Source organism: Aquabacterium sp. (assembly GCF_050725395.1).
Lineage (GTDB): Bacteria > Pseudomonadota > Gammaproteobacteria > Burkholderiales > Burkholderiaceae_C > Aquabacterium.
In genome coordinates this window covers 66,706-92,750 of record NZ_JBOHHL010000009.1, presented here as the reverse complement: position 1 = coordinate 92,750, position 26,045 = coordinate 66,706, and the positions used below count along the sequence as shown (strand labels likewise).

Genomic DNA, 26,045 nt, shown 5'->3' with positions numbered 1-26,045 from the left:
ATCCATCAGATCGCGCCCACACTGCCCGTGATCGGCAACACGATGCCCGTGATGTAACCCGAGCACACTGGCGAGGCCAGGAACACATACGCCGGTGAAATTTCTTCCGGCTGAGCGGCCCGCTTCATCTGGGTCTTCTGGCCAAAGTCCTCCACCTGGTCGGCGGGGATGTCGGCCGGGTTCAGCGGCGTCCACACCGGGCCGGGCGCCACGGCATTCACGCGGATGCCCTTGTCCAGCAGATTCTGCGCCAGCGATTTGGTGAAGGCGTGGATGGCGCCCTTGGTGGTCGAGTAGTCCAGCAGGTCCGCGCTGCCATTCAGGCCCGTCACCGAACCCGTGTTGATGATGGACGAACCTTCCTGCAAGTAAGGCACCGCCGCCTTGGCCATGTGGAAATAACCATAGACATTGGTCCGCAAGGTTTCGTCGAAACGCTCCTCGCTCAACAACTCGATCGAATGCGTGTGCTGCTGGAAGGCCGCGTTGTTGACCAGCACATCCAGCTTGCCGAAGGTGTCTACCGTGTCCTCGACCGCGTGCACGCAAAAGTCGGGGTCCTTCACGTCGCCGGCGATGAGGAGGCTAGGACGCCCCTCGCGCTCGATCAAGCGGGCCGTTTCCTTGGCATCCTCGTGCTCGTTCAGGTAGATGATGGCCACATTGGCGCCTTCGCGGGCGAAGAGCACCGCCACTGCACGGCCAATCCCGGAATCACCCCCGGTGATCAAGGCGGTTTTACCGGCCAGTTTGTTGCTGCCTTCGTAACCGGGTGCCAAAAATTGCGGCTTCAATTGCAACTGCGCTTCCAGTCCAGGTTTTTCATCCAAGTGCTGGGCGGGCATGTGGGTGGGTTGCGGGCGGTCGCCGGCCTGCACGGCGTCGTCGTCTTCCAGGGCCTGGACTTGATCGGTGGACATGGTGTTGCTCCTTCTGATGCTTCAACCAACGTGGCAATCGCCGTACCCAACCATCAGGCACGCGGATTGCCAGTGATGGGGCAATCTGAACGATCCATGCCTCGGGAGGCCAGCATGCAAAACCATCTGATACCCGTCCTCAGGGAGGACCATGCTGTTTTACAGGAACTGGTGCGCGAAGTGCAATCCACCACCGCCGATTTCCGGAAAAAACAGCGCTTGACCAACGACCTTTACCTGTCCCTGAACAGCCACTTGTCCATCGTGGAGCACACCGTGTTGCCCATGCTGTACGCCGTGAGCGGCAGGGACCTGCCCGACATGTTCGCCAACCATTGCGAGGACCTGCGCGAGTTGCTGTCGGACCTGCTGGCCCAGCGCACCCACGCCGCGGGGCTCAACGCCACGCTGAACGTGCTGTGCCAGGTGCTGGCCTTGCACATCAAGCGCGAATGCCTTTTCCTGATCCCGGCGATCGACCGGGTCCTGGACGCGGACGAGCGCGCCCACCAAGCCTTGCAGTCCTTCGGGCAAGGCGCCCGCGATTTTCGCAAAGGCTTGTTCGACCACCCGGCGGCTCATCGGCATTTGATGGCCTGAAAGATGAGCAAAAAAGAAGTACCGGGGCAAGGCGTGCACGCAGGCCTCCTCCAGAAAACACCCACAGGCATTCAGGGACTCGACGAAATCACCCGGGGTGGATTGCCTCGCGGCCGGCCGACGCTGGTCTGCGGAGGTGCCGGCTGCGGCAAGACCATGCTGGCCGCGGAATTCCTGGTGCGCGGCGCCACCGAGTTCAACGAACCCGGCGTGTTCATGATGTTCGAAGAGAACGCCGATGAACTCACCACGAACATGCGCTCGCTGGGTTTCGACCTGGACAAGCTGCGGCGCCAGAAGAAGATCGCCCTGGACTTCGTGCGCGTCGAGCGCAGCGAGATCGAGGAGACGGGCGAATATGACCTCGAAGGCTTGTTCATCCGCCTGGCCCACGCCATCGAGTCGGTCGGGGCCAAGCGCGTGGTGCTGGACACCATCGAGGCGCTGTTCGCGGGTCTGCCCAACCACGCCATCCTTCGCGCCGAGCTGCGCCGCCTGTTCCGCTGGCTGAAGGACCGAGGCATGACGGCGGTCATCACCGGTGAACGCGGCGAGACCTCGCTCACCCGCTATGGTCTGGAAGAGTACGTGGCCGACTGCGTGATCCTGCTCGATCACCGCATCGTCGACCAGGTCTCGACTCGCCGCCTGCGCGTGGTCAAGTACCGTGGTTCAGCCCATGGCACCAACGAATATCCCTTCCTGATCGGTGAACAGGGCCTGTCGGTGCTGCCCATCACCTCCATGCGGCTGGACCACCAGGCCACGTCCCAACGCGTGAGCACGGGCATCCCCAGGCTGGACACCATGCTCGGCGGCCAAGGGGTTTACCGAGGCAGCAGTGTTCTGGTCACGGGTTCACCTGGCACGGGCAAAAGCAGTGTGGGCGCCAGCTTCGTCCACGCAGCCTGTGCCCGTGGTGAACGCGCGCTGCTGTTTGCCTACGAAGAATCGCCCAGCCAGTTGATGCGCAACATGCGCTCCATCGGCATCGAGCTGGAGCCTTGGGTGAAGAAGGGTTTGTTGCAGATCCACGCATCGCGGCCCACGCTGCAAGGCCTGGAACAACACCTTGCCCTGATGCACGCCGCCGTGATGCGGTCCAAGCCCGATGTGGTGGTGGTCGATCCGATCAGCAACCTCACGCTGCACACCGATGACAGCTCGCTGAAGCCCACGCTGATGCGTCTGATCGATTTTCTCAAGCAGCAGGGCATCACCGCCCTTTTCACGGCCTTGACTGGCGACGGTAGCGTGGCATTGGCGGAAACCCAGATTGGGGTGTCATCGCTGATGGACACCTGGTTGATGCTGTCCAACCTGGAATTCAATGGCGAACGCACCCGCACCATTCAAATCCTGAAGTCGCGGGGCATGGCGCACTCCAACCAGGTCCGCGAGTTCATCCTCAGCGATCATGGCGTCGACCTCGTGGACGTGTACCTGGTGGACGACCGCGTCCTGACAGGATCAGCCCGCCTTCAGCAAGAACAACGTGAGAAAGCCACCACCGAGTTGCGTCACCGCGACCAGGATCGGCGCCTTCGCGAGCTGGCCAGCCGGCGAAAGGCCATTGACGCGCAAATCGCCGCCTTGCAGGCTGAAGCGACGGAGCGCGCCGGAGAACTTCAGTTCGACATCGAGCGGGAGAACCTCGAAGCGGAAGGCAACCTGCAACGCTCCAAGGCCGTCGCACAACGCCGGGAAGGCACGGCGGCCAAGAAGGCCGCGGCCCCAAGAACCAGGAAAGCCTCGCCATGAACGCCGCCGCCAACCCCAAGGCCGAATGGCAGCTCCGCCTGTACGTGGCCGGTCAGACCAGCAAATCCGCCCTGGCTTTGGAGAACCTCAAGCGCCTGTGTGAGACCCACCTCGCCGGGCGCTACCAGATCGAAGTGGTCGACTTGCTGGTCAATCCGAGGCTGGCCGCGGGGGACCAGATCCTGGCCGTGCCCACCCTCGTGCGCAAGTTCCCGGAACCCATGCGCAAGATCATCGGCGACTTGTCGAATGAAGAGCGTGTGCTGGTGGGGCTGGACGTTCAGCCCCTGCGACTGGGCTGACATGAGCCAAGACACAGCACCGCTGCACTACCTGCTCAGCCTCTACATCTCGGGCTCCACGCCGAACTCGGTGCGGGCGCTGGTGAGCATCCGCGACATCTGCGAAACCCATTTGCCAGGCCGCTACCAGTTGGAGATCATCGACATCCTGCAGCACCCGCGCAAGGTGGCCGAAGACCAGGTCATCGCCACGCCAACCCTGATCCGAAAATCGCCTCTGCCCGTGCGGCGCTTCATCGGCGACATGTCCCAGAAGGACCGCATCTTGCGGGGACTGGGCTTGTCGATTGCCCCCAGTGATGGCGTGTAGACCAAAGGAAAGGGACCCGCGCAGTGACCGCCCCGAAGGAACAGGAACTTCTCGCCGAAAACGCCGAACTCCGCTTGCGGCTGGAGGAAGCCCAGGAAACGCTGGACGCCATCCGCAGCGGCAGCGTCGATGCTTTGGTGGTGGGCGATGACGTCTACACCCTGGACCGCGCGCATGCCACGTCCAACAAGCTGCGCAGCGACGTGCTGGCTCAGATGGAAGACGCCGTGATCGGCATGGACCGCGAAGACCGCATCATCTACATGAACCCAGCGGCCGAACGGCAGTACGGCATGACGGCCTCGCAGGCCCTGGGCAATGAGCGCAACGTCCTGTACCAGGAGATCTGGTTGAGCACCGCCGACCAAGTCGAGGCCACCGAGAGCCTCCACAAAAATGGGGCCTACCGCGCCCGCACCATGCAGCTCAAGCACAACGGCCAGGAGGTGCACGTTGAGTCGGCCGTGACGGCCTTGAGGGACCACCTCGGCGAAGTCAACGGCCGCCTGGAAGTCATCCGCGATGTCAGCGAGCGGCACCGCGCCGAAGCCGAGATCCGCCACGCCCAGCTCACGATCACCCAGCGTGAACGGCAGTTCTCCACGCTGGTCGAAAACTCGCCCGACATTTTCGCGCGGCTGGACCGGCAATACCGTCACATCTACGTCAGCCCGGTGATCGAGCGCTATGGCGGCCAGCCGTCATGCCACTACCTCGGCAAGACCTGCGAATCGCTGGGCATGCCGCCCGAACTGTGCGAGCGCTGGAATGCCGCGGTGGAAGAGGTCTTTCAAACGCGCTCCGACCGCAGCATCAGCTTCAAGTTCACCACGCCCGCGAACGACGAGCGCTTTCTGGAAGCCCGGCTGATCCCCGAGTTCGCCGAGGATGGCAGCGTGGAATCGGTGCTGGCCATCGCCACCGACTTCACCGACCGTGAACGCATGGACGCCGCCCTTCGCGAAAGCCAGGCTCGCCTGCGCCTGACCATCGAAGCCGCCCGCATCGGCGATTGGGACCTGGACCTCCGAACCGGTGAGGCCCGCCACTCCGCACGCCACGATCAATGCTTCGGCTATGCCGAGCCTCGCGCCGATTGGAGCTTCGAGGTCTTCATGGCCCATGTGCACCCGGATGACCGCGAGTTCGTGGAGCGCCTCTTCCACCAAGCGGTGGCCACGAACGGTGAATGGCACTTCGAATGCCGGGTCATCTGGCCCAATGGCAGTGTGCACTGGATCGATGCCCATGGCAGCATCCACCAGGAAGGCGGCCAGCCCGCGCGCATGCTCGGCATCGTCGCGGATGCCACCAGCCGCAAGCTGGCGGAGCGGGCCCTGCTCGACGCCGACCGGCGCAAGGACGAGTTCCTGGCCACCCTGGCCCACGAGTTGCGCAACCCCCTGGCGCCCATCCGCAACGCGCTGGAGATCATGCGGCTGTCCAAGGAGCCACAGGCCCAGGAGAAAGCCCGCCACATGATCGAACGCCAGGTGTGGCAGATGGTTCACCTGGTGGACGACCTGATGGACGTCAGCCGCATCACGCAGGGCAAAGTCGAGTTGCGCCGCGAGCGCATCGACATCGCGGTGGCGATCCAGAACGCCATCGACACCAGCCGCCCCCTCATCGACGCGCGCCACCACACACTGGAGGCGCGGCTGCCGGCACCACAAACCGTGTTCGTCTATGCCGACGTGACCCGTCTCATCCAGATCGTGTCCAACCTGCTCAACAACGCGGCCAAGTACACGCCCGAAGGCGGCCGCATCGTCCTGAGCGCGCAGGAGAAGGATCGCCAGGCCGTCATCACCATCCAGGACACGGGCACGGGCATCCCGGCCGAGATGCTGCCCCGCGTGTTCGACATGTTCACCCAGGTGGACCGCGCCCTGGAGCGCTCACAGGGTGGACTGGGCATCGGCCTGGCCCTGGTTCGCAAGCTGGTGGAAATGCATGGCGGGTCGGTGCAGGCGAAAAGCCCCGGGCTGGGCGGTGGATCGACCTTCGAGGTGCAACTGCCCGCGCTGGCCTCGGCCTCCACTCCGGAGTCGCGCCCTTCGGAGGACCGTGACAGCCCGCAGGCTGGGCATGCGCAAATCGGACCGAACGTGCTGGTGGTCGATGACAACGTGGACAGCGCCGAGAGTCTGGCCACCATGCTGGCCCTGATGGGTTGCCAGACCCAGATGGCGCACGATGGCATGGAGGCCGTGAAGGTCGCACAGTCCTTCCTGCCCGACGTGGTCATGCTCGACATCGGCCTGCCCTTGCTGACGGGCCACGAGGTGGCACGCCACATCCGAGCCCAGCCCTGGGGGCAGACCATGCTGCTGGTGGCCTTGACAGGCTGGGGTCAGGAGGAAGACCGCCGCAAATCGCAAGATGCCGGCTTCAACCACCACATGGTCAAACCGGTAGACCTCGAGACACTCGACAAACTGTTGGCGCAACGCAAGCTGCATTGAAAACGCCACACGCCGCCTCAGTCGCCATCCAGTTCCGGATAGTGGCGAAAAATGCCATCGGAGAAGGGCAAGCGCCGTTGACTGCCCAGGTAGGCCGCCAGTTCGGGCAAAGCCTGCACATCCTCGTGCAAAGCCAGCACATGCCGCAGCTGGGGCGTGAGGGCCGTCATGCGACGCGGGAATGCAAAGCGCAGGCCTTCGACCACGTGGAACAAGGACAGGTCGGCATAGGTCCAGTGCTTGCCACCCGCCAGCCAGCGGCCACGCCGTTTGAGCACCCGCTCGAAGTAGCCCAGGAACTTGGGCATGCGCTCCTGGCGAAATTCCGCGGCACGGCGCAAGGCCTCCGGCCTTTGGTCTTCGTAGTACAGGCCCACGCCCACCGGGTGGTGCACATCGTGGGCCTCGCTCACCAGGTCGGCGATGGTGAGCTGGAGCTGATGCACCCACAAGCGCCCGGCCGCATCGCGAGGGGCCAAGCCATGTTGATCCCCCAGAAAGAGCAGGATGTTGGCGGTCTGCGCGATGGTGACGCCATCGGCCACCAGGTAAGGCGGGGCAAAAGGCGGGTCATCCCGAGGCAGCGCCATGTCGTCCACCAGGGCCTGGTCCTTGTCGTGCGCCCGCCGCGTTTTTTCCAGGTAGGGAATGTTCGCGGCTTCCAGGGCGAGTCTGACGAACTCGCCTCGACCGGGGATGCCGGTCCAGTACCAAAGGTCATAGCTCATGGAGGTCCCTTTCCTGCTTCGATGCTGGCCAAAAGGCCCATCCTGCACGAACCGCATCCTGGTGCACCTCCACCCTGGTCCTTGTCCTCCCCCTCGGCAAGGTCGCCCTCGGCCGGCCTGCCAGCCAGGCATGAGGTGGCAAAATCGATCGACACCAAAACATCGGAGCATCCATGACCTTGCGCAGTGCCATGCAGGCAGCCGCCCTCCTTGGAATGAGCGCCACGGCCAGCATCGCCTTGGGCGCGGACCTGGCTTCGGTTCACGAACACCGCGCCGCCTGCGTGGCGGCCCTGACCACCAAGGCCGAACCCCTGGCCGCGCAGCTCAAGGGTGGTGACCGCAGTGTCGAAGCCGAACTGCTGGGCCTGACCGAGAAAGGTTTTGCCATCATTGGGGCGGCCTACAAGGACGGCTTGCGCAAGCCCGAAGCCGACCAGTTGCTCGAGGCGGCCAAGAAGGCCCAGAAGTCGATGCCCGCCGCTGACCTGAGCCGGCTTCAGTCCAGCTGCCAGTTGGAAGGTGCCAAGGTCCTCACCGACGTGAGCGGCCTGGAGCGCTACCTCGTGACCAGCGCCGCAGAACGCCGCGTGGCCCGCATCCTGGACAAAGGCCGCAAGCGCTGAGCGGCCGGGCTGTCTCTGGCCAGCAGGGCATTCTCGTGCGCGGTGGCCAAGGCCGGGCGCAGTTCCGATCAGATCTCGTCGATCGGCGTGCTGCGCGCCTCGCGGTCGGTGCCCTCGACCGAGAAGCGGTCGCGGGTGCGCACATAGAAACTCGCGCCAAAACGGGCCACCGGGTGGTAGTCCTGCAGGCGCACCCGCCAACGCTCGGTGTCGATCAAGCCTTCGCGCGCATGCAGGCGAGTGACACGGCCGAAGAACACGTGGCGGCTGTCGTTCTCCAGGTGTTCGTGCAGCACACATTCAAATGCCACCGGGGCTTCGACAATCCGAGGCACGGCAATCGACTCGGAAGGCGCCGAGGTGAAGCCGACCAGCTCGGCTTCGCTCACCTGTGGCGGGTGGGTTTCGCCGCAGGCGTGCATCTGGTCGGCGATGGCCTCGTCGGGCAGGTGCACCACGAACTCACCGCGTGCCAGGATGTTGGCGGCCGTGTCCTTCGGGCGGCCCTGCTGGCTGAAGCGGTTGACGCTGATCATGACCAGCGGTGGGTCTTCGCCCACCATGTTGAACATGGAAAACGGCGCGGCATTGAGCACGCCTCCGGGCCCCAACGTGGTCACCAGCGCAATGGGCCGGGGCACGATGAGGCTGGCCATCAACTTGTAGCGCTGGTAGGCGGTGATCTGCGTGAAGTCGATGCTCATGGGTTTTGCTTGTCGGGGTGCGCCGGCTCGGCAGAACCGTCATCATCTTGTATACGTGAGAAGCAAAACCAATGCCAGATTCGGCCACTCGATTTTTGTAAATATTTGGCCACAAGCCTGTGCGGGAACATGGATTGCTGGGCGGGTTGATCTCTGACTCTGAGGAAAAAACCATGCTGAAAACCACCGCTTGCTTCACCACCGTCCTGCTCGTGACCACCGCCGTGGCGACGGGCGCCGCCCAGGCCCAAAGCCCGGCGGCCTCCTCGGCCGCCACGCAACAGGTGCTGGCGCACCCCGATGCCAAGCTGCCACATGCGGATGCCGAGTTCCTCAAGCAGGCCGCACAAAATGGCCACGCCGAAGTGGAAGGCAGCAAACTGGCCCTGAGCAAAGCAAGCAGCCCCGAGGTGAAAGCCTTTGCGCAAAAGATGGTCGATGACCACAGCAAGGCTGGTGAAGAGTTGAGCGCCCTGGCCGCGTCCAAAGGCGTCAAGGTGTCCGATGAACCTTCCTTGGCGCAGAAGGCGAAGCTGAAGTTGCTCTCCGTGCGCGATGGCCTCAGTTTCGACCAGCACTACGCCGATTCGATCGGCGTCAAGGCGCATCAAGACACGGTCAAGCTGTTCCAGAAAGCCTCGGACGAGGCCAAGGACCCTGAGGTGAAAGCTTTCGCCACCAAGACGTTGCCCGTCTTGCAACACCACCTGGACATGTCCCGCGACCTCTACGCCACGGTGCACAAAGGCGACAAGAAGAAGCCCTGATCGAGGAGATTCAGGCCTGCCGCTTGCGATCGCGCTTGGCAGCGTACATGGCCTGGTCGGCCGAGGCCAGCAGCTCGTCGGCGCTCTCGCGCCCATCGGGCTGGCAGACGGCGATGCCGATGCTCGCGCCCACCTGGGCAGATCGCCCCAGCAGCTCGAAAGGTTGGGCCATGACCGATTCGATCTTGCGGGCCAGGCAATTCACCTGCCGTTGAGGCTCGTCCAGAAGCTCGACCAACACCACGAATTCGTCGCCAGCCAAACGCGCGGGCGTGTCCGTTTCGCGCAGGCAGCCCTTGAGGCGTTGCGCGAACTGCTTCAGCAATTCATCGCCCGCCTGGTGTCCCAACTGGTCGTTCACGGCCTTGAAGCCATCCAGGTCGAGGAACAGCACCGCCGAAGCCTTGCCAGAGCGGCGCGTGCGCCCGATGGCCTGGGGCAGGCGCTCCAGCAGCTCGCGCCGATTGGGCAGCCCCGTCAGCGCATCCAGGCGAAGCTGGTTCTCCAGGGACTGTTGCAGCGTCTTGCGTTCAGAGATGTCGTGCAGAAAAGCGCAGTAGCGGGGCTGCCCCGAATCGCTGGGCAGGCGGTAGAGGCTCATCTCGACGCTCAAGGTCTGGCCGCCCCTGGTGGCGGCGGTCAACTCCAAACGTTCGTTGAGTATTTTTCCGACGCCCGTCCGCCCCAATCGGCCGAGTCCTTGGCGATGCCCCTCGCGTTGCCCGGCCGGGATGATGGTCTCATCAATGCGCAGGCCGATAGCCTCCTCGCGGGACCATCCGAAGGTCACTTCGGCCTGACGGTTCCACTCCATGATGACACCGGCCTGGTCGATGCAGATGTAGGCATCGTTGGCGTGTTCGAGCACGGCCCGCAATTCGGCCTCCCTGGCCCGCAAGGCCGCTTCGGATTCGGTGCGTTGCTGGATTGCGTCGGTCAGCATGTCGTTGGCGGTTTGCAAACTGGCGGTTCTTTGCACCACACGCTGTTCCAGGTCGCGGCGCAAGGCCAGCAGGGAGTTCTGGGCCTGCTTGCGTGCATCGATGTCTTCGATCACCGACACGAAGTATTGCGGCACCCCCTCGCCATCGCGCACCAACGACACGGTCAGGTTGACCCAGACGATGCCCCCATCCTTGCGGCGGTAGCGTTTTTCCAGTTGGTACTGGCTGGCCTCTCCCCGCACCAACTGGTTGACCAGGCCCAAGTCCTGGTCCAGGTCGGCCGGGTGGGTGATGTCCTGGAAGGTGAGGTTCTTCAGCTCGTCCGGCGTGTACCCGAGGATGTCGGCCAGCTTCTGGTTGACGCGCAACCAAGTGCCGCTCAGGTCCACCATGGCCATGCCCACGGCGGCCTGCTCGAAGGTGACACGGAAAAAAGCATCGCTGTCTTGCAGGGCGCCGATCACTTCCCGGGACACCCGGCGGACGGTCAGCCTGCGTTCACGTTGCGCGATCTCGCTTCGCAACAAGGAAGCGAGGTCTTCCAGCGCGTGAAGCTGCATCTCGGTGGGCTGGCGTGGCTGGCGGTCGATGACGCACAGGGTGCCGAGGGGCGTGCCCGAGCTCGCCGTGATGGGCACGCCCGCGTAAAAGCGGATGCCCGGATCGCCCACCACCAAGGGGTTGTCCACGAAACGGTGGTCCTCCAGCGCATCGGGGACGACCATCGTGTCGTCGTGGTGGATGGCATGGGCGCAAAAGGCCCAGTCGCGCGGCGTTTCGCTGGCCTCCAGGCCCACGCGTGCCTTGAACCACTGCCGGTTCTCATCGATCAGCGACACTGCAGCGATCGGCACGTCGAGGATGTTCGCGGCCAGCCTGACGATGCGGTCGAAAATGTCTTCGGGCTCGGAGTCCAGCAGGCGCAGGCCCTTCAGGATCGTGAGCCGGAGCTTTTCATCAACGGGCGTGGAGGCGGGGACCATGGCGGCGGATCTTGGGTAAAAACCCAGCATACGCTTGACCAGCCTGGCACGAAACGCCGATGTGGGGCCCATTCTGACGGCAGTTGCCGCCTTTGCTCGGCGCCCGGCTCAGTCTGGTTTCAGTAGTGCGGCGGGAGCTCGTCGCGCAGGCTGCGGAAGCCCCCTGGCCCGCCATCGGGCTCCTGCTGCCTCAAGCGGTTCACCTCGACTAGCAGCAAGTCGATTTGTTGCTGCTGGCGGACCACGGTCAGGTTCAGGCTGTCCAGCAGATCCTCGGTGAAGCTGGCCTTGATTTCCAGGTCGGTCAATCGCTGCTCGGTGTTGTTCGGGTGTTCCATGCCCGTATTTGACACGAAGTCGGTGGATGATGGCGGCTCGTCAAACCACGGGGAGGGAAACAAAATGACCGAGCACAACCACTACGCGCCACCGCGCACCGAAGTTCGCGAAATGCCGACCGGTGGCTCGATGGATGGCGACCAGTTCATCCCGGAAGGCCGCACCTGCCCGGCCGCCTCCGGCTGGCGCTGGTATGGCACGGCGTGGCGCCTGTTCAAGGCGCAACCCTTTGCCTGGTGGGGCGTCCTGCTCATCACCTTTGGGGTGCTCATCCTGGTCTCGCTCGTGCCCTTGCTCAACCTGCTCACCTCCATCGCCTTTCCGATCGTGGCAGCCGGGCTGGGCTCGTGCGCGCGCAGCCTCATCAAGGACGGCCGCTTCGACGTCAGCCAGGTATTCGACGGCTTCAAGCGCCGCCCCGGCGCCTTGCTGATGGCCGGCCTGCTTTACCTGCTGCTCGTGATCCTGGGCATGGGGGTGGTGTTGTTGTTCAGCGCCGGCAGCGCTGGTGCCTTGTTCCTGGGCAACATGGCGGAGCGGCAGATGGCCATGCACCAGGTGTTCGCCGCGGGCGGCTTCATCATTTTGGCCTACGTCCTGGTCATGGCCGCGGCCGTCAGCGCGATCGCGTTCGCGCCCTACCTGATCCACGAACAGAACTTGCCGGTTCCGAAAGCCATGGCGCTGAGCTTCAAGGCCTGTTTCAAGAACATCCCGGCCTCGTTGGTCTGGATCCTGAGCTACATCCTTTGGGCCATCGTCGCCACCATCCCGCTCGGCCTGGGCTGGCTCGTGCTGATCCCCGTGCTCTTCCTCACGGGCTATGTCGGCTACCGGGACATCTTCTACGAACAGGCTTGACCGCACCGCTGGCACTGCCGCCAGCAAGGGCATTTCAGAAGGACCACAATCGCGCCATGACTTCCAAAACGCTCAACGTCAACCGCTTGCGTGATCTCACGATCACCGCTGCCCCCGCTTAGCCTTTCGAATCGTCATTCGGAAGGCTGCGGCCTTCCGGCATCCACCCCGGTCGGCCTTGGTCTCCCGGGGTTTTTTCATGCCTTCTTTCATCGACACCAGGATGGCCACCATGCGCACCTACGACAAGCTGATCGCCACGATTCAAACCGCCAAGGCACGCGGCTGCTTGCGCTCGTGCCTTGGTGACGCTGTTTCCCGGCAAGTCCAGGACTAGCCTTTCGCGCGGATCTTTCCTCATCGGCGCTGAAGGCTGGCACCCGTCTTCACGCATTGAATGACATGAAAGTTCCTCATGAACAAGCTCGACCACCACACCCGCACCCTGCGCAACATCGGCATCATCGCGCACGTCGACGCGGGCAAGACCACCACCACCGAACGCATCCTGTTCTACACGGGCGAAAGCCACCGCCTGGGCGAAGTGCACGATGGCACCACCACCATGGACTTCGATCCGCAGGAGCGCCAGCGCGGCATCACCATCAACAGCGCGGCCACCACCGTGCTCTGGAAGGGTGCGCAGCTCAACCTGATCGACACCCCCGGGCACATCGACTTCAACATCGAGGTCCACCGCTCCCTGCGCGTGCTCGATGGGGCCGTGGTCGTGTTCGACGGCGTGGCCGGCGTGGAGCCACAGACCGAAACCAACTGGCGCCTGGCGGACCAATACCGGGTGCCCCGGCTCGCTTTCATCAACAAGCTCGACCGCGTGGGCGCCGACTTCGACCGCGTCGTGCGGATGATCGAAGAACGCCTGGGTGCCCACACCGCCGTATTGCACCTGCCGATTGGCAGCGAACACGACTTCAAAGGCGTGGTCGACCTGCTGAACATGCAAGCCGTGCTGTGGCTGGGTGAGCGCGCGGGCGAACCACCGCAAGTGGGCGATGTCCCGACCGAGCTCATGGCCCCGGCGCTGGCCGCGCGTGCGCGCCTGGTCGAGGCCATCGTCGAACAAGATGAACAGGCCCTGGCCACCTACGTGCGTGGCGACGAGGTGCCTGTCGATCTGCTGAAGGTGTGTCTGCGCCGAGGCACGCTGAACGGTTCGCTCGTGCCTGTGCTCGCCGGTTCGGCCTTCAAGAACAAGGGCATCGAACCTTTGCTGGACGCGGTCGTCGACCACCTGCCCTCGCCTTCGGAGCGGCAGGGCAGTGATGGCGGGTTGAGCACGCCCAGTCAACTCTCGGCCCTGGCCTTCAAGCTGGTCGAGGGCGAGCATGGTTCGATGGTCTTTGTGCGCATGTACACGGGCCGCTTGCGCACGGGCGACACCGTGCTCAACGCCAATACCGGCAAGAAGGAAAGGATCGCCAGGCTGTATGAAGTGCATGCCGACCAACGCATCGAGCGCCAAGAAATCAAGGCGGGCGACATCGCCGCGATCGTGGGGCTGAAGGACACGCTCACCGGCCACACACTGTGCGATCCGGCCCACCCCGTGGTGCTGGAAAACATCGTGGTGCCCGAGCCCGTCATCGACATCGCGGTCGAGCCCAAGTCGCAGGCAGACCAGCAGCACCTGAGCAAGGCGCTGCAGTCGCTGTCGCGCGAAGACCCGAGCCTGCGCATCCGCCAGGACTTGGAATCCGGCCAGGTCATCCTGTCCGGCATGGGCGAGTTGCAGTTGGAGGTGGCGCTGGAAAACCTGCGCAGCCGCCACGGTGTGGACGTGGCCGTGGGCAGGCCGCAAGTGGCTTACCGCGAGACCATCACGAAGGAGTTTGACGTGACCCATGTGCACAAGAAGCAAAGCGGCGGCCCCGGTCAGTTCGCCGAAGTCAAGCTGAGGCTGTCGCCTTTGCCACGCGGGGAAGGCATCCAGTTCGAGACCCTGGTGACCGGCGGCGCGATCCCGCGCGAGTTCATCCCGGCGGTGGAAGCCGGGGTGCGCCGCGCCGCGCTCTCCGGCGTGGTGGCCGGCCATGCCACCGTGGACTTCAAGGCCACGCTGCTCGACGGCAGCTTCCACGAGAAGGACTCCTCGTCACTGGCTTTCGAGCTGGCCGCGGCCGCCGCCTTCCGTGAAGCCGCCGTCAAAGCCGGCCCCACCGTGCTGGAACCCGTGATGGCGGTCGAGGTGCTGACCCCGGCCGACCACCTGGGCGAGGTCATTGGCGACTTGTCGCGTCGGCGTGGCCACGTGCGTGCGCAAGACGCGCGAGGCTCGGCATCGGTGGTCGAAGCCGACGTGCCGCTGAGCGAGATGTTTGGCTACATCGGGCAACTGCGCGCCCTGTCCTCAGGCCGCGCGCAGTACTCGATGCAGTTCGACCACTACGACACGGTGCCCGAACGCTTGCTGTCGCATGCCTGACAGGGCATGAAGCAGGGCTGTTGAAAATTCAGCAAGCACGCTGCATACCCAACAGCCCGCCAGCCCACGCAGCCCTTCACCACGGGCTTCCTGGGCTTTTTCCATTGGTACAGCTTTTGCGGTGTGGTCCTCCTCTAACTATCCATCCTGAGGATCCCATGCGCATCGCCACACTCCCTGCCCTTGGTCTGACCATCGCACTGTCCGCCACGGCTTTGGCCGCCCACGCGGCCTCGCTCAAGGAAGCGGCCGATGTGCTTGGCGCGTCCACCACCCAGTCGATCGAATACAGCGGCACGGGCCGCTGGTTCCAGTTCGGCCAGGCGCCCGCGCCTTCCTTGCCCTGGCCACCCTTCGATGTCAGCCGCTACGTGGCCAACATCGACTACGTGAACGCCGCCGCGCGCGTGCAGATCGTCCGCAAGCAACAGATCGAAGCCGGCCGCAACCGCCCCCTGCCCACCGAGCAACGCGCCGATCAGTACGTGAACGGCAACGTGGCCTGGAATTTCGCGCCGCCTCCCAACTCGGCGCCCGGCACCGCGCCCGTGCCCAGCCTGCAAGCCGCCGCCGTCGAAGAACGCAGCGCCGAAATCTGGCTCTCGCCCCAAGGCTTCCTGAAGGCCGCCCTGGCCCACCAAGCCACCAGCAAAGCCAGCAAGGGAGGCGCCGAAATCTCGTTCAGCCCCGATGGCAAGCACCGTTACGTCGGCACCCTGAATGCCAAGAACCAGCTGGAGAAAGTACAGACCTGGATCGACAACCCCGTGCTGGGCGACACCCTGGTCGAAGCCCGCTACAGCGGCTACAAGGACTTCAATGGCGTGCAGTTCCCCACGCACATCGTGCGCACCCAGGGCGGCCATCCCGTGCTCGACATCCAGGTCGCCGACGTGAAGGTGAATCCTGCCGTGCAGCTGCCCGTGCCCACCGAGATCGCCAGTGCCCAGGCCCCCGCCATCACCGTTGCCGTCAACCAACTGGCCGATGGCGTCTACTACCTCACGGGTGGCACGCACCACAGCGTCGCCATCGAGCAAAAGGACCACATCGTGGTGGTCGAAGGCCCACTGAACGAAGCTCGCTCGCAGGCCGTGATCGCCAAGGTCAAGGAAACCATTCCCGGCAAGCCCATCAAGTACCTGGTCAACACCCATGCCCACTTCGACCATGCGGGCGGCCTGCGCACCTTCGTGGCCGAGGGCGCGACCATCGTCACCCACAAGGACAACGAGACCTACTACAAGAAGGTCTGGGCGGCACCCCACAAGCTCAACCCTGACAGCCTGGCCGAGTCGCGCAAAACGGCCCGCTTCGAGACCTTCACCGGCAAGCACGTCCTGGCCGACAAGGATCACCCCGTTGAAATCTACCCGATCGCGGACAACAGCCACAACGATGCCTTCGCGTTGATCTACCTGCCCAAGGAAAAGATCCTGATCGAGGGTGACGCCTACACCCCCGTGGCCGCCAACGCACCGATTCCCACGCCACCCAACCCCTACTCGGTCAACCTGTACGACAACATCCGCAAGCTGAAGCTCGACGTCGAACAGATCGCCGCGTTGCACGGCCCACGCGTGGTGAAACTGGCCGACTTGCGCGCCGCCATCGGATTGCAGGAGACCGCCGCCGCCCCATGATCTGAAAAGGGAACTCGACCGAGGAGTTAAGATCCAACCAGTTTTTCAAGGTGGTTGAAGGTTGGACATGGGCAAGCGCATCTTGGTGGTGGATGATCATTCGGACACGGTCGATGCGCTGGTCGATCTCCTCGAAATGGAAGGCCACGAGGTGCGTTCCGCCGTCACGGCGGAGCACGCCCTGGCCTTGGCCGAGACCTTCGAGCCCCATGTGGTCATGCTCGACATCGGCCTGCCCAACATGGATGGCTACGAGCTGGCCGCCCACCTGCGCTTCAAGGTCGAGCCCGATTGCCTGTTCATCGCGGCCACGGGCCGGGGCGCCCAGTCGGATGTCCTGCGCAGCAAGAAGGCGGGCTTCACCGCCCACCTCACCAAGCCCATCGACATCCCCGAGCTGCTGGCCCTGCTGACCTCGGCACCCGACGACCTGGTGCTCGACCGCTGAGCAGCCCCTGGCCAGCAGGCTCATGGATGCCGAGCCTGCTTCCGCGTCAGACCTCCGGGGTCGGCAAATGCCCTGTGCCCACGGTGGCACGTTGCCGCGAAAACTGGCGGCCGATGGCCGTGTCGAGCGCCCTCGCCATCTTGCCGGAAGCGCCGTTCGTGGCCTGGACCACATTGGCCGCGTGTCCCGTCACCGCGACCGGCTGCTGGCCCACGAGGCGGGCTTCGATCGTGCAGCGGATGTCGTCCTGACCGCCTTTGGCGCCATTCTCGTCGTCCAGGTGGACCTCGATGGTCGTCACATGGTCCGAGAAGCGGCTCAGGCTGCGTTCCACCATGTCGGCCACTTCGGCCTTCAAGGATTCCTGGCTGGTGATCTGATGGGTGGTGTTGACTTCGATGTGCATGCGTGTCTCCTGTGAAATCAGGCCGTTGGCCCTGCAACCCAAGCGGCAAATGGCATGCCCGGCCCTCGTCACCTGAATCACGGGGTTTCTTCTACCCCTCATGCGCGGGGAAATCGTCACCGCCTTGGCCATGCCGGAAACCAACAGGCCGGCGCCTGACTAGACTGGTCCACCATTCAACCCAGCGCAGGTTTAAAAATGAACACCAGGGTCGCCCGTCCATTCCACCGCCGCTGCGCGGCCGCTTCCATCCTGGGCTGGGCCTGCCTCAGCGCTGGCGCCTCTGCCGACGCCATGGAGGTGGTCGGGCAACAGGCCATCCCCGGCATCTTCGCCAAGGCCCTGCCCCCGCCACCGGCCAGCCACCAGGACGCCGAGTTCTTCGTGCAGGGACAAGCCCGGCTCTACAAGTCCCAGGGTGCCTGGCGCTCCGACGGCGTTTGGGCGGTGGTGCCCACCAGCACCGCGTCCTACGCCACACGCTTGCTGGTGCGCACCCCCCGGGATCCCGCCCAGTTCAACGGCACGGTGATGGTCGAATGGTTGAACAGCACATTCGGCTTCGACGTGGGCGTGGACGGCAGCTACGGCCAGGAGGCCCTGTCCAAGGGCTTTGCTTGGGTGGGGGTGTCCACCTCGGTGAAGGACGCGCTGCCTGGCTTGTTGACCCAGGGCTTCACCGACATGACCGCCTTCACAGGGCCGGCTCGCTACACCGCCATCGATGCCGCGTGGAGCGGCCCCTCCTGGAACCGCAACACCGACTACAGCTACGACATTTACACCCAGGCGGCGCAACTGCTGCGCGCCCAACCAGCCATCGTTCTGAACGGCCTGCGGCCGCAACGCCTGGTGGCGGTGGGACAGTCGCGGTCGTCCATGCGCCTGGTCACCTATGCCAACGCCATCCAGCCCCTCACCCAGGCCTTCGACGGCTTCCTGATCCATGGCAGGCCACCCAATGCCCAGCCCATCGCCCTGAACGTGCTGGAGTTGCTGAGCACGCCGTTCGTGTCGCGCATCCGCACCGACCTGTCCGCCAAGGTGCTGCAATTGCAGACCGAACAGGACACGGTCAATTCGCTGGGCGTGCTGGCGCGCCAGCCGGACAGCCCCACCATGCGCACCTGGGAGGTCACGGGCGCCTCCCATTTCGACAGCCACATCACCGGCATGCTGACGGCCTTGGCGCAGCAAAGCAGCCACCCGCAGGACCGCCTCCTGGTGGTCTGCGACAAACCCCTGAACGACCTGCCCTTCCACCGCGTCGAGAAGGCGGCCTGGGTGGCCATGCACCAGTGGCTGAGCTCGGGCAAAGCGCCCGGCAGCGCCCAGCCCATCGAGTACCGTGCGGATGGCGGCAGCCGCCGCAACCTCCTCACCGGCCACGCCGAGGGTGGCCTGCGCCTGCCCGAAATCACCGCGCCGACTCGCCATTACAGCACCGCCAACCAGGGCGACTCCGGCGCCACGAACCAGCAGGTGCCCAGCTACAACAGCACGGCCTGCAACATCGGCGGCGCGAGCAAACCGCTCGCGGCCTGGCAGTTGGCCTGGCTGTACAACAGCCCGGCCGACTACCTCGCCCAGTTCAAGGCCGCGACCCAGGCCGCGGTCGCGCAGGGCTTCCTGCTGCCCGAAGATGGTGAGCAGGCCTTGGCCGAAGCCGAAGCCCGCGCTCAAGCCTGGGCGCCCTGAAACCGAGGCCGAGCATGGCCGGGAAGCCCGCCAAGGCCATGGTGCTCAAACGGGCCAAAATGCGCATCAGCTTGGGCCAGGCCTGGGAGCCTGGCCCGATTTGCTGCACCATGGAACAATGAACACGCTCACGCCGTCCCAGGACCCCCACCGCGCCGACGGCTGGGTGTCGATGCGACACCTGCAGCGCGCGACCCTGTTCGCCAGAGGCGTGGGCATCGGCGTCGATGAGTTGCTGGCGCAGGCGGGACTGAACCACCAGCAGCTCGCCGACTTGGACGGTGTGGTGTCGCTGCGCACCATCGAGTCCATGCTGAGCGCCCTGCAGCGGCAATACAGCGACCCGCTGTTCGGACTGCGCCTGGCCAACGAGATCCAGCCCAGCACCCTGGGCGCCTTCGGCCACGTCCTTCAAGCCTGTCCCACCTTTTCCGACCTGGTCGATGTCGTGACCCGCTACAACGGCCTGCTGAGCAACATCGGCAAGACCTCGGTCACGCATTCGCCCGGCCAGGTCGAACTGCACTGGGACTGCCTGGCCGGCAGTCCCCTGTTCCGACGCCATGCCAGCGAGTACGTGGTGGGCACTTTCGTCGTGTTGAGCCGGCTGCTGGCGCCAGGCCACGCCTTTCCCACCGCCGTTCACTTCAAGCACGCGCGGCCAGACCACTCCGAGCGCATCCGCGAGTACTTCTCGTTTTTCCAATGTCCCGTGCATTTTGGCCAGGCCAGCAACTCGATCATGGCGCCCGCCGAATTGCTGCAACTGCGCCTGCCGTATGGCGACGCGGTGCTCATGAAGCTGCTGGAGCAGCACGCCAGCAACCTGCTCCAGCAGCGCTCGGAAGCCCCCTCGTTCGTGGAAGACGTGCGCCGCCTGTTGAAAGCCCTGATCCTGGCAGGCACCGCATCGAAGGAAACCGTGGCCCAGCAATTGGGCACGAGCCCGCGCAGCCTGCACCGGCGCTTGCAGGCCCTGGGCACCACCTACCGTGAACTGCTGGACACCGTGCGCACCGACCTGGCGCGCGAGCAACTCGCCAACATCACGCCCATCTCGGAGATCGGCGAACGGCTGGGTTTCAGTTCCAGGCAGGCCTTCATGCGCTGGTTTCGCCAGGTCACGGGCGCCACGCCCAGCCAGTACCGCAAGCACCGGATCCTGCAACGACTTCATGGCCAGGCCTGACCCCCTGCAACCCGACCGAGGCTGGGCGCACGCATCGACCCCGCGCCTGAGGCCGCCACCGCCCGGGCGGCAGGGCCTGGTGCTCCGGGGCCTGGCCTTGGTGTGCAGGCGCCTGGGGCGCGCCGAATTGCCCGACCTGTTCCCGGTGCTGAGCATCCACCGGGGCCTGTTCCTGCCTTGGCTGTGGTTCGCCTCGCGCCTCATGCCCCATGGCCGGCTGCCCGCGGCCGTTCGAGAAATGCTGATCCTGCGCACCGCCTGGAACAGCCGCTGCCGCTACGAATGGGGACAGCACGTCGACCTGGCCCTGGCCGCCGGCGTCAGCGACGTGGACATCCTGTGCACGACCCTGGCGCCCAGCACCTTCATGGACCCGGTGCACCGCAGCCTGATGCAGGCGTGCGACGAGCTGTGCCTGAACGACGTGGTCACCGACACGGTGTGGCACACCTTGGAGCAGCATTGGGACGAGGCCCACCTGATCGAGATCACCATGCTGGTGGGCCACTACCGCATGCTGGCCAGCGTGATCAACAGCGCGGGGCTGGCGCTGGAAGCGCCAACCGAGGTCAGGCTCCAGGCTTTTTACGAGCGGGCCATACCCGCCAATGTTCAGGCGTCCAACACGAGGTTGCGGGACGCCGGGTAAGCGGTGCACAGGTACACCGCCTTGCCCAGCGAGTTGCCGCTGACCTGGCCTTCGTGCACCGTCAGCTTGCAGGTGCCGCACATGCCCTGGCAGCAGCCAGATTCGAGCATCACACCATGGTCCAGGCCCACTTGCAGCAGCGTCTTGCCCTGGTCCGCGGCGGTCAGGGTGATGCGCGCGCCCAGGTGCTGGAAAAAGACCTCGGCGCCAGCGGCTTCGAAGCCCTCGGGCGAAGCGCCATCGGGTTCGGCCAGCACGAAGCGCTCGGTGTGCACGCGGCTCAGGTCGACGTCCAGCGCCTGCAGGTGCGCGATCATCTCGTTCATGAAGCCGGTGGGACCGCAAAGGTAGATGTCCCGGTCCAGCAGATCAGGGCAATGCATTTTCAGTTGCCGGGCGTCCAGCCGCGATGACACATCGGGCAAAGAGACTTCATCGGCCGAGAGGCTGCTCAAGGCAGTGGTGACCTTCAGGCCGTCCTGCGCCCATTGCTGCAAGGTTTGCATGAAGATCACATCCGACGGCTTGCGGAACTGCGCCATGAGCTGGATGTCGGGGCGCTCGGCCTCGGGCTGGACCAACAAGGCGCTGACCATCGAGTGGCAAGGCGTGATGCCCGAGCCCGCGCACAGGAACAGCAACTTGGCCTGGCCCTGGTGGCAGAACCGCCCTTGCGGGTGGCCGACCTTGAGGCTCATGCCGGCGCGCAAGTGCTGGTGCATCCAGCCGGAGGCCTTGCCCGTCTTGGCTTGCTTGACGGTGATGCTGAAACGGCCATTTGGCAAGCCCGACAGGCTGTAGTACCGGCGAACCGTCTCGCCGTCGATGGGCAGGAACACCTCGACATGCTGGCCAGGCTGGAAACCGCGCCAATGCTGGTTGGGGCGCAGCACGAAGGTCTTCACGCCCGGGGCTTCGTCGATGACCTGCTCCACCAGCGCCTTCAATTCGTAGGTCCACAGGAAACCGTTGAACCAGCGGTTGAAATCGGTCATCGTGTTGCTGACGACGTAGTCCACCCAATGCGGCGCCACGGTGTCGAGCGCCCAGTGGTTGACCCGGGCCAGGGCGCGGTCAAGCATGGCGTGGCCCCCCGGCCGGCTCGCCATTCACATCGGCCTTGGGGGGGAAGGAGAACTTCCACATCACGGCCATGTAGTTGCGGATGGCGTGGAACCACGTCGGGTTGCACTTGTAGGGCAGGCCGTGGCGCTGGCAGACTTCCTGCACTTCCCGCGCGATGTCCGGGTAGTGCCGCGACGGGATGTCGGGGAAGAGGTGGTGCTCGATCTGGTAGTTCAGGTGGCCCCACAGGATGCTCATGGTGCGGCTGCCCTTGAAATTCACGCTCGAATCCAGCTGGGTCAGGTACCAGTGGCCCTTGTGCTTCAAGGCGTCTTCGGGCTGCAGGGGCTCGGTCAGGTGCGTGGCCTGGATGGTCAGGCTGATCCAGTAGTTGTTGATGCCATCGACCAGCATGTTGCCCAGCATCACCTTCCAGAAGGAGAAGCCGGTGGCCAGTGCCAGCACGGGGAAGAGCAGGTATTCCTTGAACAACACGCGGCTGATCGACAGCCAGTGGCGTCGCTTGAGCTGTGCATCGGTCACGCCAGGGTGGTGCACAGGCGCATAGCCTTCGTTGCCCAGCGGGAATTTTTCTTCGCGGTAGGCCTGGCGGAAACCCAGGTTCTGGGCGTTGAATCCGTACAGCACGATGGGGTAGGCGAAGAACAGGTACATCGGCACCTGCCAGCGGTGCATGCTGTTCCAAGGCTGCTTGTCGTTCATCCGCAGGATGCCGTGGTTCAGGTCGGGGTCCATCTCGTACACATTGGTGTGCACGTGGTGCAGGCCGTTGTGTTCGCGGCGCCAGCCTTCTTCGTCGACCGGGGCTTTCCACTTGAAGTTGTGCGAATGAAACTGCGGGATCTCGGCAAAACTGTCGTACTGCCCATGCAACACGTTGTGCCCGATCTCGATCGATTCGAGGTTGCGGTGCAACAAGGTGAAGGCGACGCCCAGGCTGAAGGTGATGGGCTCGGGACTGATCCACAGCAAGCCCCGCCCCACCAATTCCGCCAAGCGGGATTTCAGGCGCAAACCTTTGATGTAAGCAACGTCGGCAGGGCCCAGTTTGGCGCGGTAACGCTGCTTGATGGCTTCGAATTCGGCTTCGATCTGGTCGTAAAGGGCGATCCGGTCAGGGTGATGGGTGTTTTGTAGTTGGTTCATCAAGAGGCCCGCGAACAGCATGCGGGGAACGGATGCTTGGATTGGGTGGGAGGGTAACGCACGGCGTTCAGAAATCGATCGGCACTTTCCCGCGCCGAAGTACGCGCAATGTACGATAGGGCGAACCCTTTCAATCGATGGAAATGATGCCTGCCCTCTTGAAAAGCCGAATCTGATGGACGACGAGGCGCTGTGGACCTTCTGCCTTGGCATCGCCGAGGCCCGCCGTGCAGGTCGGCCACCGAGTCCGCCGTCCGACGGCCTGGCCTGGTCCGACGCGTCCGGCTGGCGGCTGATCGGCCCCTGGAGCGATGCTTCCCGCCAGTTTTTCGACCTGTTCAAGCCCTTGCTGGACCGCCACGCCGGCAACCCGCCCTGGGTGATTGCCCAACTGGGCCAGAGCCTGGACGGTTGCGTGGCCACCCGCACGGGGGATTCCTGCTTCATCAACGGCCCGGAGAACCTGGCCCACCTGCACCGCTTGCGCGCCCTGTGCGACGCGGTGATCGTGGGCGCGGGCACCGTGGTCGCGGACGACCCACGACTGACAACCCGACTGGTGTCTGGCCCCTGTCCCACACGGGTGTTGTTGGACCCGTCCCTGCGCTTGGCGGAACAGGTGGCGCACACCACCGTGTTCAAGGATGGTCAGGCCCCGACGCTGTGGCTGTGCGATGAGCGTTGGCATGAACGCGCCACCGCCTTGGTGGGCGCTTCGGCCGTGCTGTCGGTGCCCGGCCTGTTGCAGGCCGATGGCTCACCCCGCTTGCCAGCCGCCATTCAAGCACTGCAATCCCACGGCCTGAAGCTGCTGTTCGTGGAAGGCGGCGGCGTGACCGTGTCGCGCTTCATGACCCAGGGTTGCCTGGACCGGCTTCACCTGGCCGTGGCCCCATTGATCATTGGCAACGGCCGGCCTGGCCTGAGCTTCACGGGTCCGGACCGCCTGGCCGACTGCGTCCGGCCGCCTTGTCGCCTTCACCCCATGGGGCCCGATCAGCTGTGGGACCTGGATTTGAGGCCCGCGGCAGGCTGATCCAAGGTGGCGGCGATGTCCACGTGCCCGACGCGCAGGCTGGTGGTGTTGATGCGGGCCAGGCGCCGCGTGGTCCAGGCCAGCACGGCCCCCCCATCGGACGGCGACTGCTCCAGCGCTGCCGCGGCCACTCCCTGGATCAGAGCCGTCTGCATGGCATGGCCGCCCTGGCCTTGGATGAGCCAGTCGCTCTGGGCCTGCCGGACCCCGAACCCCGCCTCCGACAACAGGCGAACCACCTCGGCGGGCGCCTGGGGGCCCAGCGCAGGGCCAAAGCCCTTGTCACGCTGCTGATGGCGGGAGAACAGACCGTGCACCAGCCGGTCATCGGCGTCCTCGGGATCCCAAAGGTGGCGCCCATCCACATTGAGCGCAAACAGCATCGGGACGCCAGCGGCCCGGGCTTGCCCCAGCAGTTCACGCAACCAGGGCAATGACACCAGGTCCAACAGGGCCGAGGCGGTGAGCAAGTGGGTGTGGGCCAAGTCCAGCCGGGACAAGTCCCGCGCCAGGTCGAGTTGCCAAGACCGGACCTCGGCACTGAATCCCGCCCCGTCGATGTGAAGCAGCCCATCCGCGGTCTGCGTGAGGTGGTGCCCTTCCCGGCCAGCCCATTCACTCAAGGCCAAAGGCAAGGCCGCCAGCAAAGCGGGGTCGTGGTCGACCAGCCGCCAGCGCTGGCGTCCGCCCAGCCTGGGCGCCAGTTCGCGCAGGTTGGCGCCACTGCCACACGCCAGGTCAGTGACTTCGAAGGTGGCATCGCCACCTCGCGGTGAAGCCGCGGCCCGCCACCGGACCACCAGATCGTGCCCGTCGAGCGCCTTGAAGGCCGCCTGGCGCGCGGCCTGGTCGTGGGGTTCGCGCAGGCGCAGCCAGTCGGCGCTGAATCCAGGGTTGCTCATGCTTTGATCCGTTCCAGTGTTTGGGCAAAAAGCGATGCCGCTTGCGTCCAGGTGGGCAGGTCCCCGCCAGCGCGTCTTGCACCGCGCGCCAGGGTCGCCCGCCAGCCGGGTTCGTCGATCAGCCGCGCCAAGGCGCCGCGCAAGGCGGGCACGTCGCCCGCCGGCACCAGCACCCCTGCGTCGGCCGGGACGGTGTCGGGGATGGCACCGGCCGTCGTGCTGCACACGGGCAGTCCGTGGGCCAGGGCCTCGGCCAGCGCCATGCCGTAACCTTCAAAGAAAGAGGGCAACACGAACAAGTCGGCCCGCCCATGAAACGCCGACAAGGCGTCGGCGGAGACCTCGCCATGCAGGCACACCCGGCCCTGCAAACCCTGCCGATCGATGGCCGCGCGCACCGAGGCCACCGTGGCCGGCGAGAAGGACAGGCTGCCCACGCAATGCAGCGTCCAGGGCCGGTCCTTCAAACCCGCCAGGGCGTCGATCAGGCATTCGTGCCCCTTGCGCGGCGTCAGCGTGGCCACGCACAGCAAGGACAGGCCACCGGGCACGTCGTCCTCCCTGATCAGGCCCGCCAGGCGCTTCGGACTTGGCGCGACCTCGGTGCCGGGCAGCACCACGGTGATGCGCCCGGCCACCACCTGGAAGTCGGCCACCAGGCTTCGTGCCGTGAACGCGCTGGTGACGATGACCGCACGCGCGGCGGCCAGCGCACGGCGCTCGCTGGCCGCCAATTGATCGCGCTGCGCCGTGGTCAAACCGGTTTCATGGGCCAGGGGATGGTGCACCAAGGCCACCCAGAGCAGCCGCCGCGCGTGCAATTCCGCCAACTCGGGCAGGGCCCCGAAAGCCAGGCCATCCACCACGACCACCGTGCCATCAGGGATGGCGGCGATCGACACGGCGGCCTGTGCTCGCGCCTGCTCACCGGGCCACGGGTAGGACGCGTCCAGCACGAGAACCTCGATCACCCAGCCAGCCTCGCGCAAACCGGCGATGACCTGGCGATCGTAGCCATAGCCCCCCGTGAGGCTGTCCAGCTCGCCCGGGACGATGAAAACGATCCGCCTGCGCATGCCCTCGGCT

26 protein-coding genes are annotated in these 26,045 nt (G+C 65.0%); 16 read left to right on the top strand and 10 right to left on the bottom strand.

Going from position 1 to position 26,045, the window contains the following annotated elements; genetic code table 11:
• Nucleotides 1-5 precede the first annotated feature (5 nt).
• Nucleotides 6-920 (bottom strand): SDR family oxidoreductase, encoded by a 915-nt coding sequence (locus tag ACREB4_RS08240; protein WP_431587733.1) that lies wholly within the window; start codon nucleotides 918-920, stop codon nucleotides 6-8.
• 114 nt (nucleotides 921-1,034) lie between these two features.
• Between ACREB4_RS08240 and ACREB4_RS08235 the strand changes: the two genes are divergently transcribed.
• The 5 genes from ACREB4_RS08235 to ACREB4_RS08215 are packed head-to-tail and all read left to right on the top strand — an operon-like array spanning nucleotide 1,035 to nucleotide 6,361.
• Complete coding sequence (locus ACREB4_RS08235; RefSeq protein ID WP_431587732.1) at nucleotides 1,035-1,520, top strand: hemerythrin domain-containing protein; 486 nt, start codon at nucleotides 1,035-1,037, stop codon at nucleotides 1,518-1,520.
• Between the two features lie 3 nt (nucleotides 1,521-1,523).
• Nucleotides 1,524-3,281: a circadian clock protein KaiC gene (kaiC, locus tag ACREB4_RS08230; RefSeq protein ID WP_431587731.1), complete on the top strand. Its 1,758-nt coding sequence runs from the start codon at nucleotides 1,524-1,526 to the stop codon at nucleotides 3,279-3,281.
• Nucleotides 3,278-3,583, top strand: coding sequence for a circadian clock KaiB family protein (locus ACREB4_RS08225; RefSeq protein ID WP_431587730.1), 306 nt, complete (start codon nucleotides 3,278-3,280; stop codon nucleotides 3,581-3,583). Before kaiC ends, ACREB4_RS08225 begins: the two co-directional genes overlap by 4 nt.
• A 1-nt stretch (nucleotide 3,584) precedes the next feature.
• Complete coding sequence (locus ACREB4_RS08220) at nucleotides 3,585-3,893, top strand: circadian clock KaiB family protein (RefSeq protein WP_431587729.1); 309 nt, start codon at nucleotides 3,585-3,587, stop codon at nucleotides 3,891-3,893.
• 23 nt (nucleotides 3,894-3,916) lie between these two features.
• Complete coding sequence (locus ACREB4_RS08215) at nucleotides 3,917-6,361, top strand: PAS domain S-box protein (protein WP_431587728.1); 2,445 nt, start codon at nucleotides 3,917-3,919, stop codon at nucleotides 6,359-6,361.
• Between the two features lie 17 nt (nucleotides 6,362-6,378).
• On the opposite strand, the gene ACREB4_RS08210 is transcribed toward ACREB4_RS08215, so the two are convergent.
• Entirely contained in the window at nucleotides 6,379-7,089 is a 711-nt protein-coding gene (locus ACREB4_RS08210; protein WP_431587727.1) for a glutathione S-transferase, read from the bottom strand.
• 173 nt (nucleotides 7,090-7,262) lie between these two features.
• Between ACREB4_RS08210 and ACREB4_RS08205 the strand changes: the two genes are divergently transcribed.
• Nucleotides 7,263-7,715, top strand: coding sequence for a hypothetical protein (locus ACREB4_RS08205; protein ID WP_431587726.1), 453 nt, complete (start codon nucleotides 7,263-7,265; stop codon nucleotides 7,713-7,715).
• Nucleotides 7,716-7,783: 68 nt separating this feature from the next.
• On the opposite strand, the gene ACREB4_RS08200 is transcribed toward ACREB4_RS08205, so the two are convergent.
• A complete protein-coding gene (locus tag ACREB4_RS08200) occupies nucleotides 7,784-8,419 on the bottom strand; it encodes a flavin reductase family protein (protein ID WP_431587725.1) in 636 nt (211 codons plus the stop codon).
• 173 nt (nucleotides 8,420-8,592) lie between these two features.
• Here ACREB4_RS08200 and ACREB4_RS08195 point away from each other — a divergent pair, with 173 nt between their 5' ends.
• Nucleotides 8,593-9,186, top strand: coding sequence for a DUF4142 domain-containing protein (locus tag ACREB4_RS08195; protein ID WP_431587724.1), 594 nt, complete (start codon nucleotides 8,593-8,595; stop codon nucleotides 9,184-9,186).
• Nucleotides 9,187-9,196: 10 nt separating this feature from the next.
• Here ACREB4_RS08195 and ACREB4_RS08190 read toward each other — a convergent pair whose 3' ends face one another.
• Entirely contained in the window at nucleotides 9,197-11,113 is a 1,917-nt protein-coding gene (locus ACREB4_RS08190) for a PAS domain S-box protein (protein WP_431587723.1), read from the bottom strand.
• A 119-nt stretch (nucleotides 11,114-11,232) separates the two neighbouring features.
• A complete protein-coding gene (locus tag ACREB4_RS08185) occupies nucleotides 11,233-11,451 on the bottom strand; it encodes a SlyX family protein (RefSeq protein WP_431587722.1) in 219 nt (72 codons plus the stop codon).
• A gap of 64 nt (nucleotides 11,452-11,515) precedes the next feature.
• On the opposite strand from ACREB4_RS08185, the gene ACREB4_RS08180 reads away from it, so the two are divergent.
• From ACREB4_RS08180 to ACREB4_RS08160, 5 genes are all read left to right on the top strand, one after another.
• Nucleotides 11,516-12,313 carry a BPSS1780 family membrane protein gene (locus tag ACREB4_RS08180; protein WP_431587721.1) on the top strand — a complete coding sequence of 266 codons (798 nt, stop codon included), beginning with the start codon at nucleotides 11,516-11,518 and terminating at the stop codon, nucleotides 12,311-12,313.
• Between the two features lie 199 nt (nucleotides 12,314-12,512).
• A complete protein-coding gene (locus ACREB4_RS08175) occupies nucleotides 12,513-12,650 on the top strand; it encodes a hypothetical protein (RefSeq protein ID WP_431587720.1) in 138 nt (45 codons plus the stop codon).
• A gap of 78 nt (nucleotides 12,651-12,728) precedes the next feature.
• Nucleotides 12,729-14,756 (top strand): elongation factor G, encoded by a 2,028-nt coding sequence (gene fusA / locus ACREB4_RS08170; protein WP_431587719.1) that lies wholly within the window; start codon nucleotides 12,729-12,731, stop codon nucleotides 14,754-14,756.
• A gap of 158 nt (nucleotides 14,757-14,914) precedes the next feature.
• Complete coding sequence (locus ACREB4_RS08165) at nucleotides 14,915-16,399, top strand: MBL fold metallo-hydrolase (RefSeq protein ID WP_431587718.1); 1,485 nt, start codon at nucleotides 14,915-14,917, stop codon at nucleotides 16,397-16,399.
• A gap of 67 nt (nucleotides 16,400-16,466) precedes the next feature.
• On the top strand, nucleotides 16,467-16,847 hold the full coding sequence (locus ACREB4_RS08160; protein WP_431587717.1) for a response regulator: 381 nt from the start codon (nucleotides 16,467-16,469) through the stop codon (nucleotides 16,845-16,847).
• A gap of 46 nt (nucleotides 16,848-16,893) precedes the next feature.
• Here ACREB4_RS08160 and ACREB4_RS08155 read toward each other — a convergent pair whose 3' ends face one another.
• The gene (locus tag ACREB4_RS08155; protein WP_431587716.1) at nucleotides 16,894-17,253 is read right to left on the bottom strand and encodes an HPF/RaiA family ribosome-associated protein; all 360 of its coding nucleotides are present in this window, start codon (nucleotides 17,251-17,253) and stop codon (nucleotides 16,894-16,896) included.
• A 198-nt stretch (nucleotides 17,254-17,451) separates the two neighbouring features.
• On the opposite strand from ACREB4_RS08155, the gene ACREB4_RS08150 reads away from it, so the two are divergent.
• The 3 genes from ACREB4_RS08150 to ACREB4_RS08140 all read left to right on the top strand — a co-directional run bounded on the left by ACREB4_RS08150 (nucleotide 17,452) and on the right by ACREB4_RS08140 (nucleotide 20,789).
• On the top strand, nucleotides 17,452-18,951 hold the full coding sequence (locus ACREB4_RS08150) for an alpha/beta hydrolase domain-containing protein (RefSeq protein WP_431587715.1): 1,500 nt from the start codon (nucleotides 17,452-17,454) through the stop codon (nucleotides 18,949-18,951).
• 118 nt (nucleotides 18,952-19,069) lie between these two features.
• Nucleotides 19,070-20,140, top strand: coding sequence for an AraC family transcriptional regulator (locus tag ACREB4_RS08145; protein WP_431587714.1), 1,071 nt, complete (start codon nucleotides 19,070-19,072; stop codon nucleotides 20,138-20,140).
• Nucleotides 20,127-20,789 carry a carboxymuconolactone decarboxylase family protein gene (locus ACREB4_RS08140; RefSeq protein ID WP_431587713.1) on the top strand — a complete coding sequence of 221 codons (663 nt, stop codon included), beginning with the start codon at nucleotides 20,127-20,129 and terminating at the stop codon, nucleotides 20,787-20,789. The genes ACREB4_RS08145 and ACREB4_RS08140 overlap by 14 nt, the downstream gene beginning before the upstream one ends.
• Here the strand turns inward: ACREB4_RS08140 and ACREB4_RS08135 are convergent.
• Nucleotides 20,753-21,871, bottom strand: coding sequence for a flavin reductase family protein (locus ACREB4_RS08135; protein ID WP_431587712.1), 1,119 nt, complete (start codon nucleotides 21,869-21,871; stop codon nucleotides 20,753-20,755). The two genes, ACREB4_RS08140 and ACREB4_RS08135, sit on opposite strands and share 37 nt — an antisense overlap.
• A complete protein-coding gene (locus ACREB4_RS08130; RefSeq protein WP_431587711.1) occupies nucleotides 21,864-23,021 on the bottom strand; it encodes a fatty acid desaturase family protein in 1,158 nt (385 codons plus the stop codon). Before ACREB4_RS08130 ends, ACREB4_RS08135 begins: the two co-directional genes overlap by 8 nt.
• A 175-nt stretch (nucleotides 23,022-23,196) precedes the next feature.
• Here ACREB4_RS08130 and ACREB4_RS08125 point away from each other — a divergent pair, with 175 nt between their 5' ends.
• On the top strand, nucleotides 23,197-24,057 hold the full coding sequence (locus ACREB4_RS08125) for a RibD family protein (RefSeq protein WP_431587710.1): 861 nt from the start codon (nucleotides 23,197-23,199) through the stop codon (nucleotides 24,055-24,057).
• Here the strand turns inward: ACREB4_RS08125 and ACREB4_RS08120 are convergent.
• Together ACREB4_RS08120 and ACREB4_RS08115 are read right to left on the bottom strand one after the other, a co-directional pair.
• Nucleotides 24,018-24,959: a hypothetical protein gene (locus ACREB4_RS08120; protein ID WP_431587709.1), complete on the bottom strand. Its 942-nt coding sequence runs from the start codon at nucleotides 24,957-24,959 to the stop codon at nucleotides 24,018-24,020. The genes ACREB4_RS08125 and ACREB4_RS08120 overlap by 40 nt on opposite strands.
• A complete protein-coding gene (locus ACREB4_RS08115) occupies nucleotides 24,956-26,035 on the bottom strand; it encodes a glycosyltransferase family 4 protein (protein ID WP_431587708.1) in 1,080 nt (359 codons plus the stop codon). Before ACREB4_RS08115 ends, ACREB4_RS08120 begins: the two co-directional genes overlap by 4 nt.
• Between the last annotated feature and the right edge of the window lie 10 nt (nucleotides 26,036-26,045).

What these genes read in the sequence shown, in the direction of transcription:
- ACREB4_RS08240 (WP_431587733.1), bottom strand. Translation starts at nt 920, where the DNA reads ATGTCCACCGATCAAGTCCAGGCCCTGGAAGACGACGACGCCGTGCAG.
- ACREB4_RS08235 (WP_431587732.1), top strand. Translation starts at nt 1,035, where the DNA reads ATGCAAAACCATCTGATACCCGTCCTCAGGGAGGACCATGCTGTTTTA.
- kaiC (WP_431587731.1), top strand. Translation starts at nt 1,524, where the DNA reads ATGAGCAAAAAAGAAGTACCGGGGCAAGGCGTGCACGCAGGCCTCCTC.
- ACREB4_RS08225 (WP_431587730.1), top strand. Translation starts at nt 3,278, where the DNA reads ATGAACGCCGCCGCCAACCCCAAGGCCGAATGGCAGCTCCGCCTGTAC.
- ACREB4_RS08220 (WP_431587729.1), top strand. Translation starts at nt 3,585, where the DNA reads ATGAGCCAAGACACAGCACCGCTGCACTACCTGCTCAGCCTCTACATC.
- ACREB4_RS08210 (WP_431587727.1), bottom strand. Translation starts at nt 7,089, where the DNA reads ATGAGCTATGACCTTTGGTACTGGACCGGCATCCCCGGTCGAGGCGAG.
- ACREB4_RS08205 (WP_431587726.1), top strand. Translation starts at nt 7,263, where the DNA reads ATGACCTTGCGCAGTGCCATGCAGGCAGCCGCCCTCCTTGGAATGAGC.
- ACREB4_RS08200 (WP_431587725.1), bottom strand. Translation starts at nt 8,419, where the DNA reads ATGAGCATCGACTTCACGCAGATCACCGCCTACCAGCGCTACAAGTTG.
- ACREB4_RS08195 (WP_431587724.1), top strand. Translation starts at nt 8,593, where the DNA reads ATGCTGAAAACCACCGCTTGCTTCACCACCGTCCTGCTCGTGACCACC.
- ACREB4_RS08190 (WP_431587723.1), bottom strand. Translation starts at nt 11,113, where the DNA reads ATGGTCCCCGCCTCCACGCCCGTTGATGAAAAGCTCCGGCTCACGATC.
- ACREB4_RS08185 (WP_431587722.1), bottom strand. Translation starts at nt 11,451, where the DNA reads ATGGAACACCCGAACAACACCGAGCAGCGATTGACCGACCTGGAAATC.
- ACREB4_RS08180 (WP_431587721.1), top strand. Translation starts at nt 11,516, where the DNA reads ATGACCGAGCACAACCACTACGCGCCACCGCGCACCGAAGTTCGCGAA.
- ACREB4_RS08175 (WP_431587720.1), top strand. Translation starts at nt 12,513, where the DNA reads ATGCCTTCTTTCATCGACACCAGGATGGCCACCATGCGCACCTACGAC.
- fusA (WP_431587719.1), top strand. Translation starts at nt 12,729, where the DNA reads ATGAACAAGCTCGACCACCACACCCGCACCCTGCGCAACATCGGCATC.
- ACREB4_RS08165 (WP_431587718.1), top strand. Translation starts at nt 14,915, where the DNA reads ATGCGCATCGCCACACTCCCTGCCCTTGGTCTGACCATCGCACTGTCC.
- ACREB4_RS08160 (WP_431587717.1), top strand. Translation starts at nt 16,467, where the DNA reads ATGGGCAAGCGCATCTTGGTGGTGGATGATCATTCGGACACGGTCGAT.
- ACREB4_RS08155 (WP_431587716.1), bottom strand. Translation starts at nt 17,253, where the DNA reads ATGCACATCGAAGTCAACACCACCCATCAGATCACCAGCCAGGAATCC.
- ACREB4_RS08150 (WP_431587715.1), top strand. Translation starts at nt 17,452, where the DNA reads ATGAACACCAGGGTCGCCCGTCCATTCCACCGCCGCTGCGCGGCCGCT.
- ACREB4_RS08145 (WP_431587714.1), top strand. Translation starts at nt 19,070, where the DNA reads ATGAACACGCTCACGCCGTCCCAGGACCCCCACCGCGCCGACGGCTGG.
- ACREB4_RS08140 (WP_431587713.1), top strand. Translation starts at nt 20,127, where the DNA reads ATGGCCAGGCCTGACCCCCTGCAACCCGACCGAGGCTGGGCGCACGCA.
- ACREB4_RS08135 (WP_431587712.1), bottom strand. Translation starts at nt 21,871, where the DNA reads ATGCTTGACCGCGCCCTGGCCCGGGTCAACCACTGGGCGCTCGACACC.
- ACREB4_RS08130 (WP_431587711.1), bottom strand. Translation starts at nt 23,021, where the DNA reads ATGAACCAACTACAAAACACCCATCACCCTGACCGGATCGCCCTTTAC.
- ACREB4_RS08125 (WP_431587710.1), top strand. Translation starts at nt 23,197, where the DNA reads ATGGACGACGAGGCGCTGTGGACCTTCTGCCTTGGCATCGCCGAGGCC.
- ACREB4_RS08120 (WP_431587709.1), bottom strand. Translation starts at nt 24,959, where the DNA reads ATGAGCAACCCTGGATTCAGCGCCGACTGGCTGCGCCTGCGCGAACCC.
- ACREB4_RS08115 (WP_431587708.1), bottom strand. Translation starts at nt 26,035, where the DNA reads ATGCGCAGGCGGATCGTTTTCATCGTCCCGGGCGAGCTGGACAGCCTC.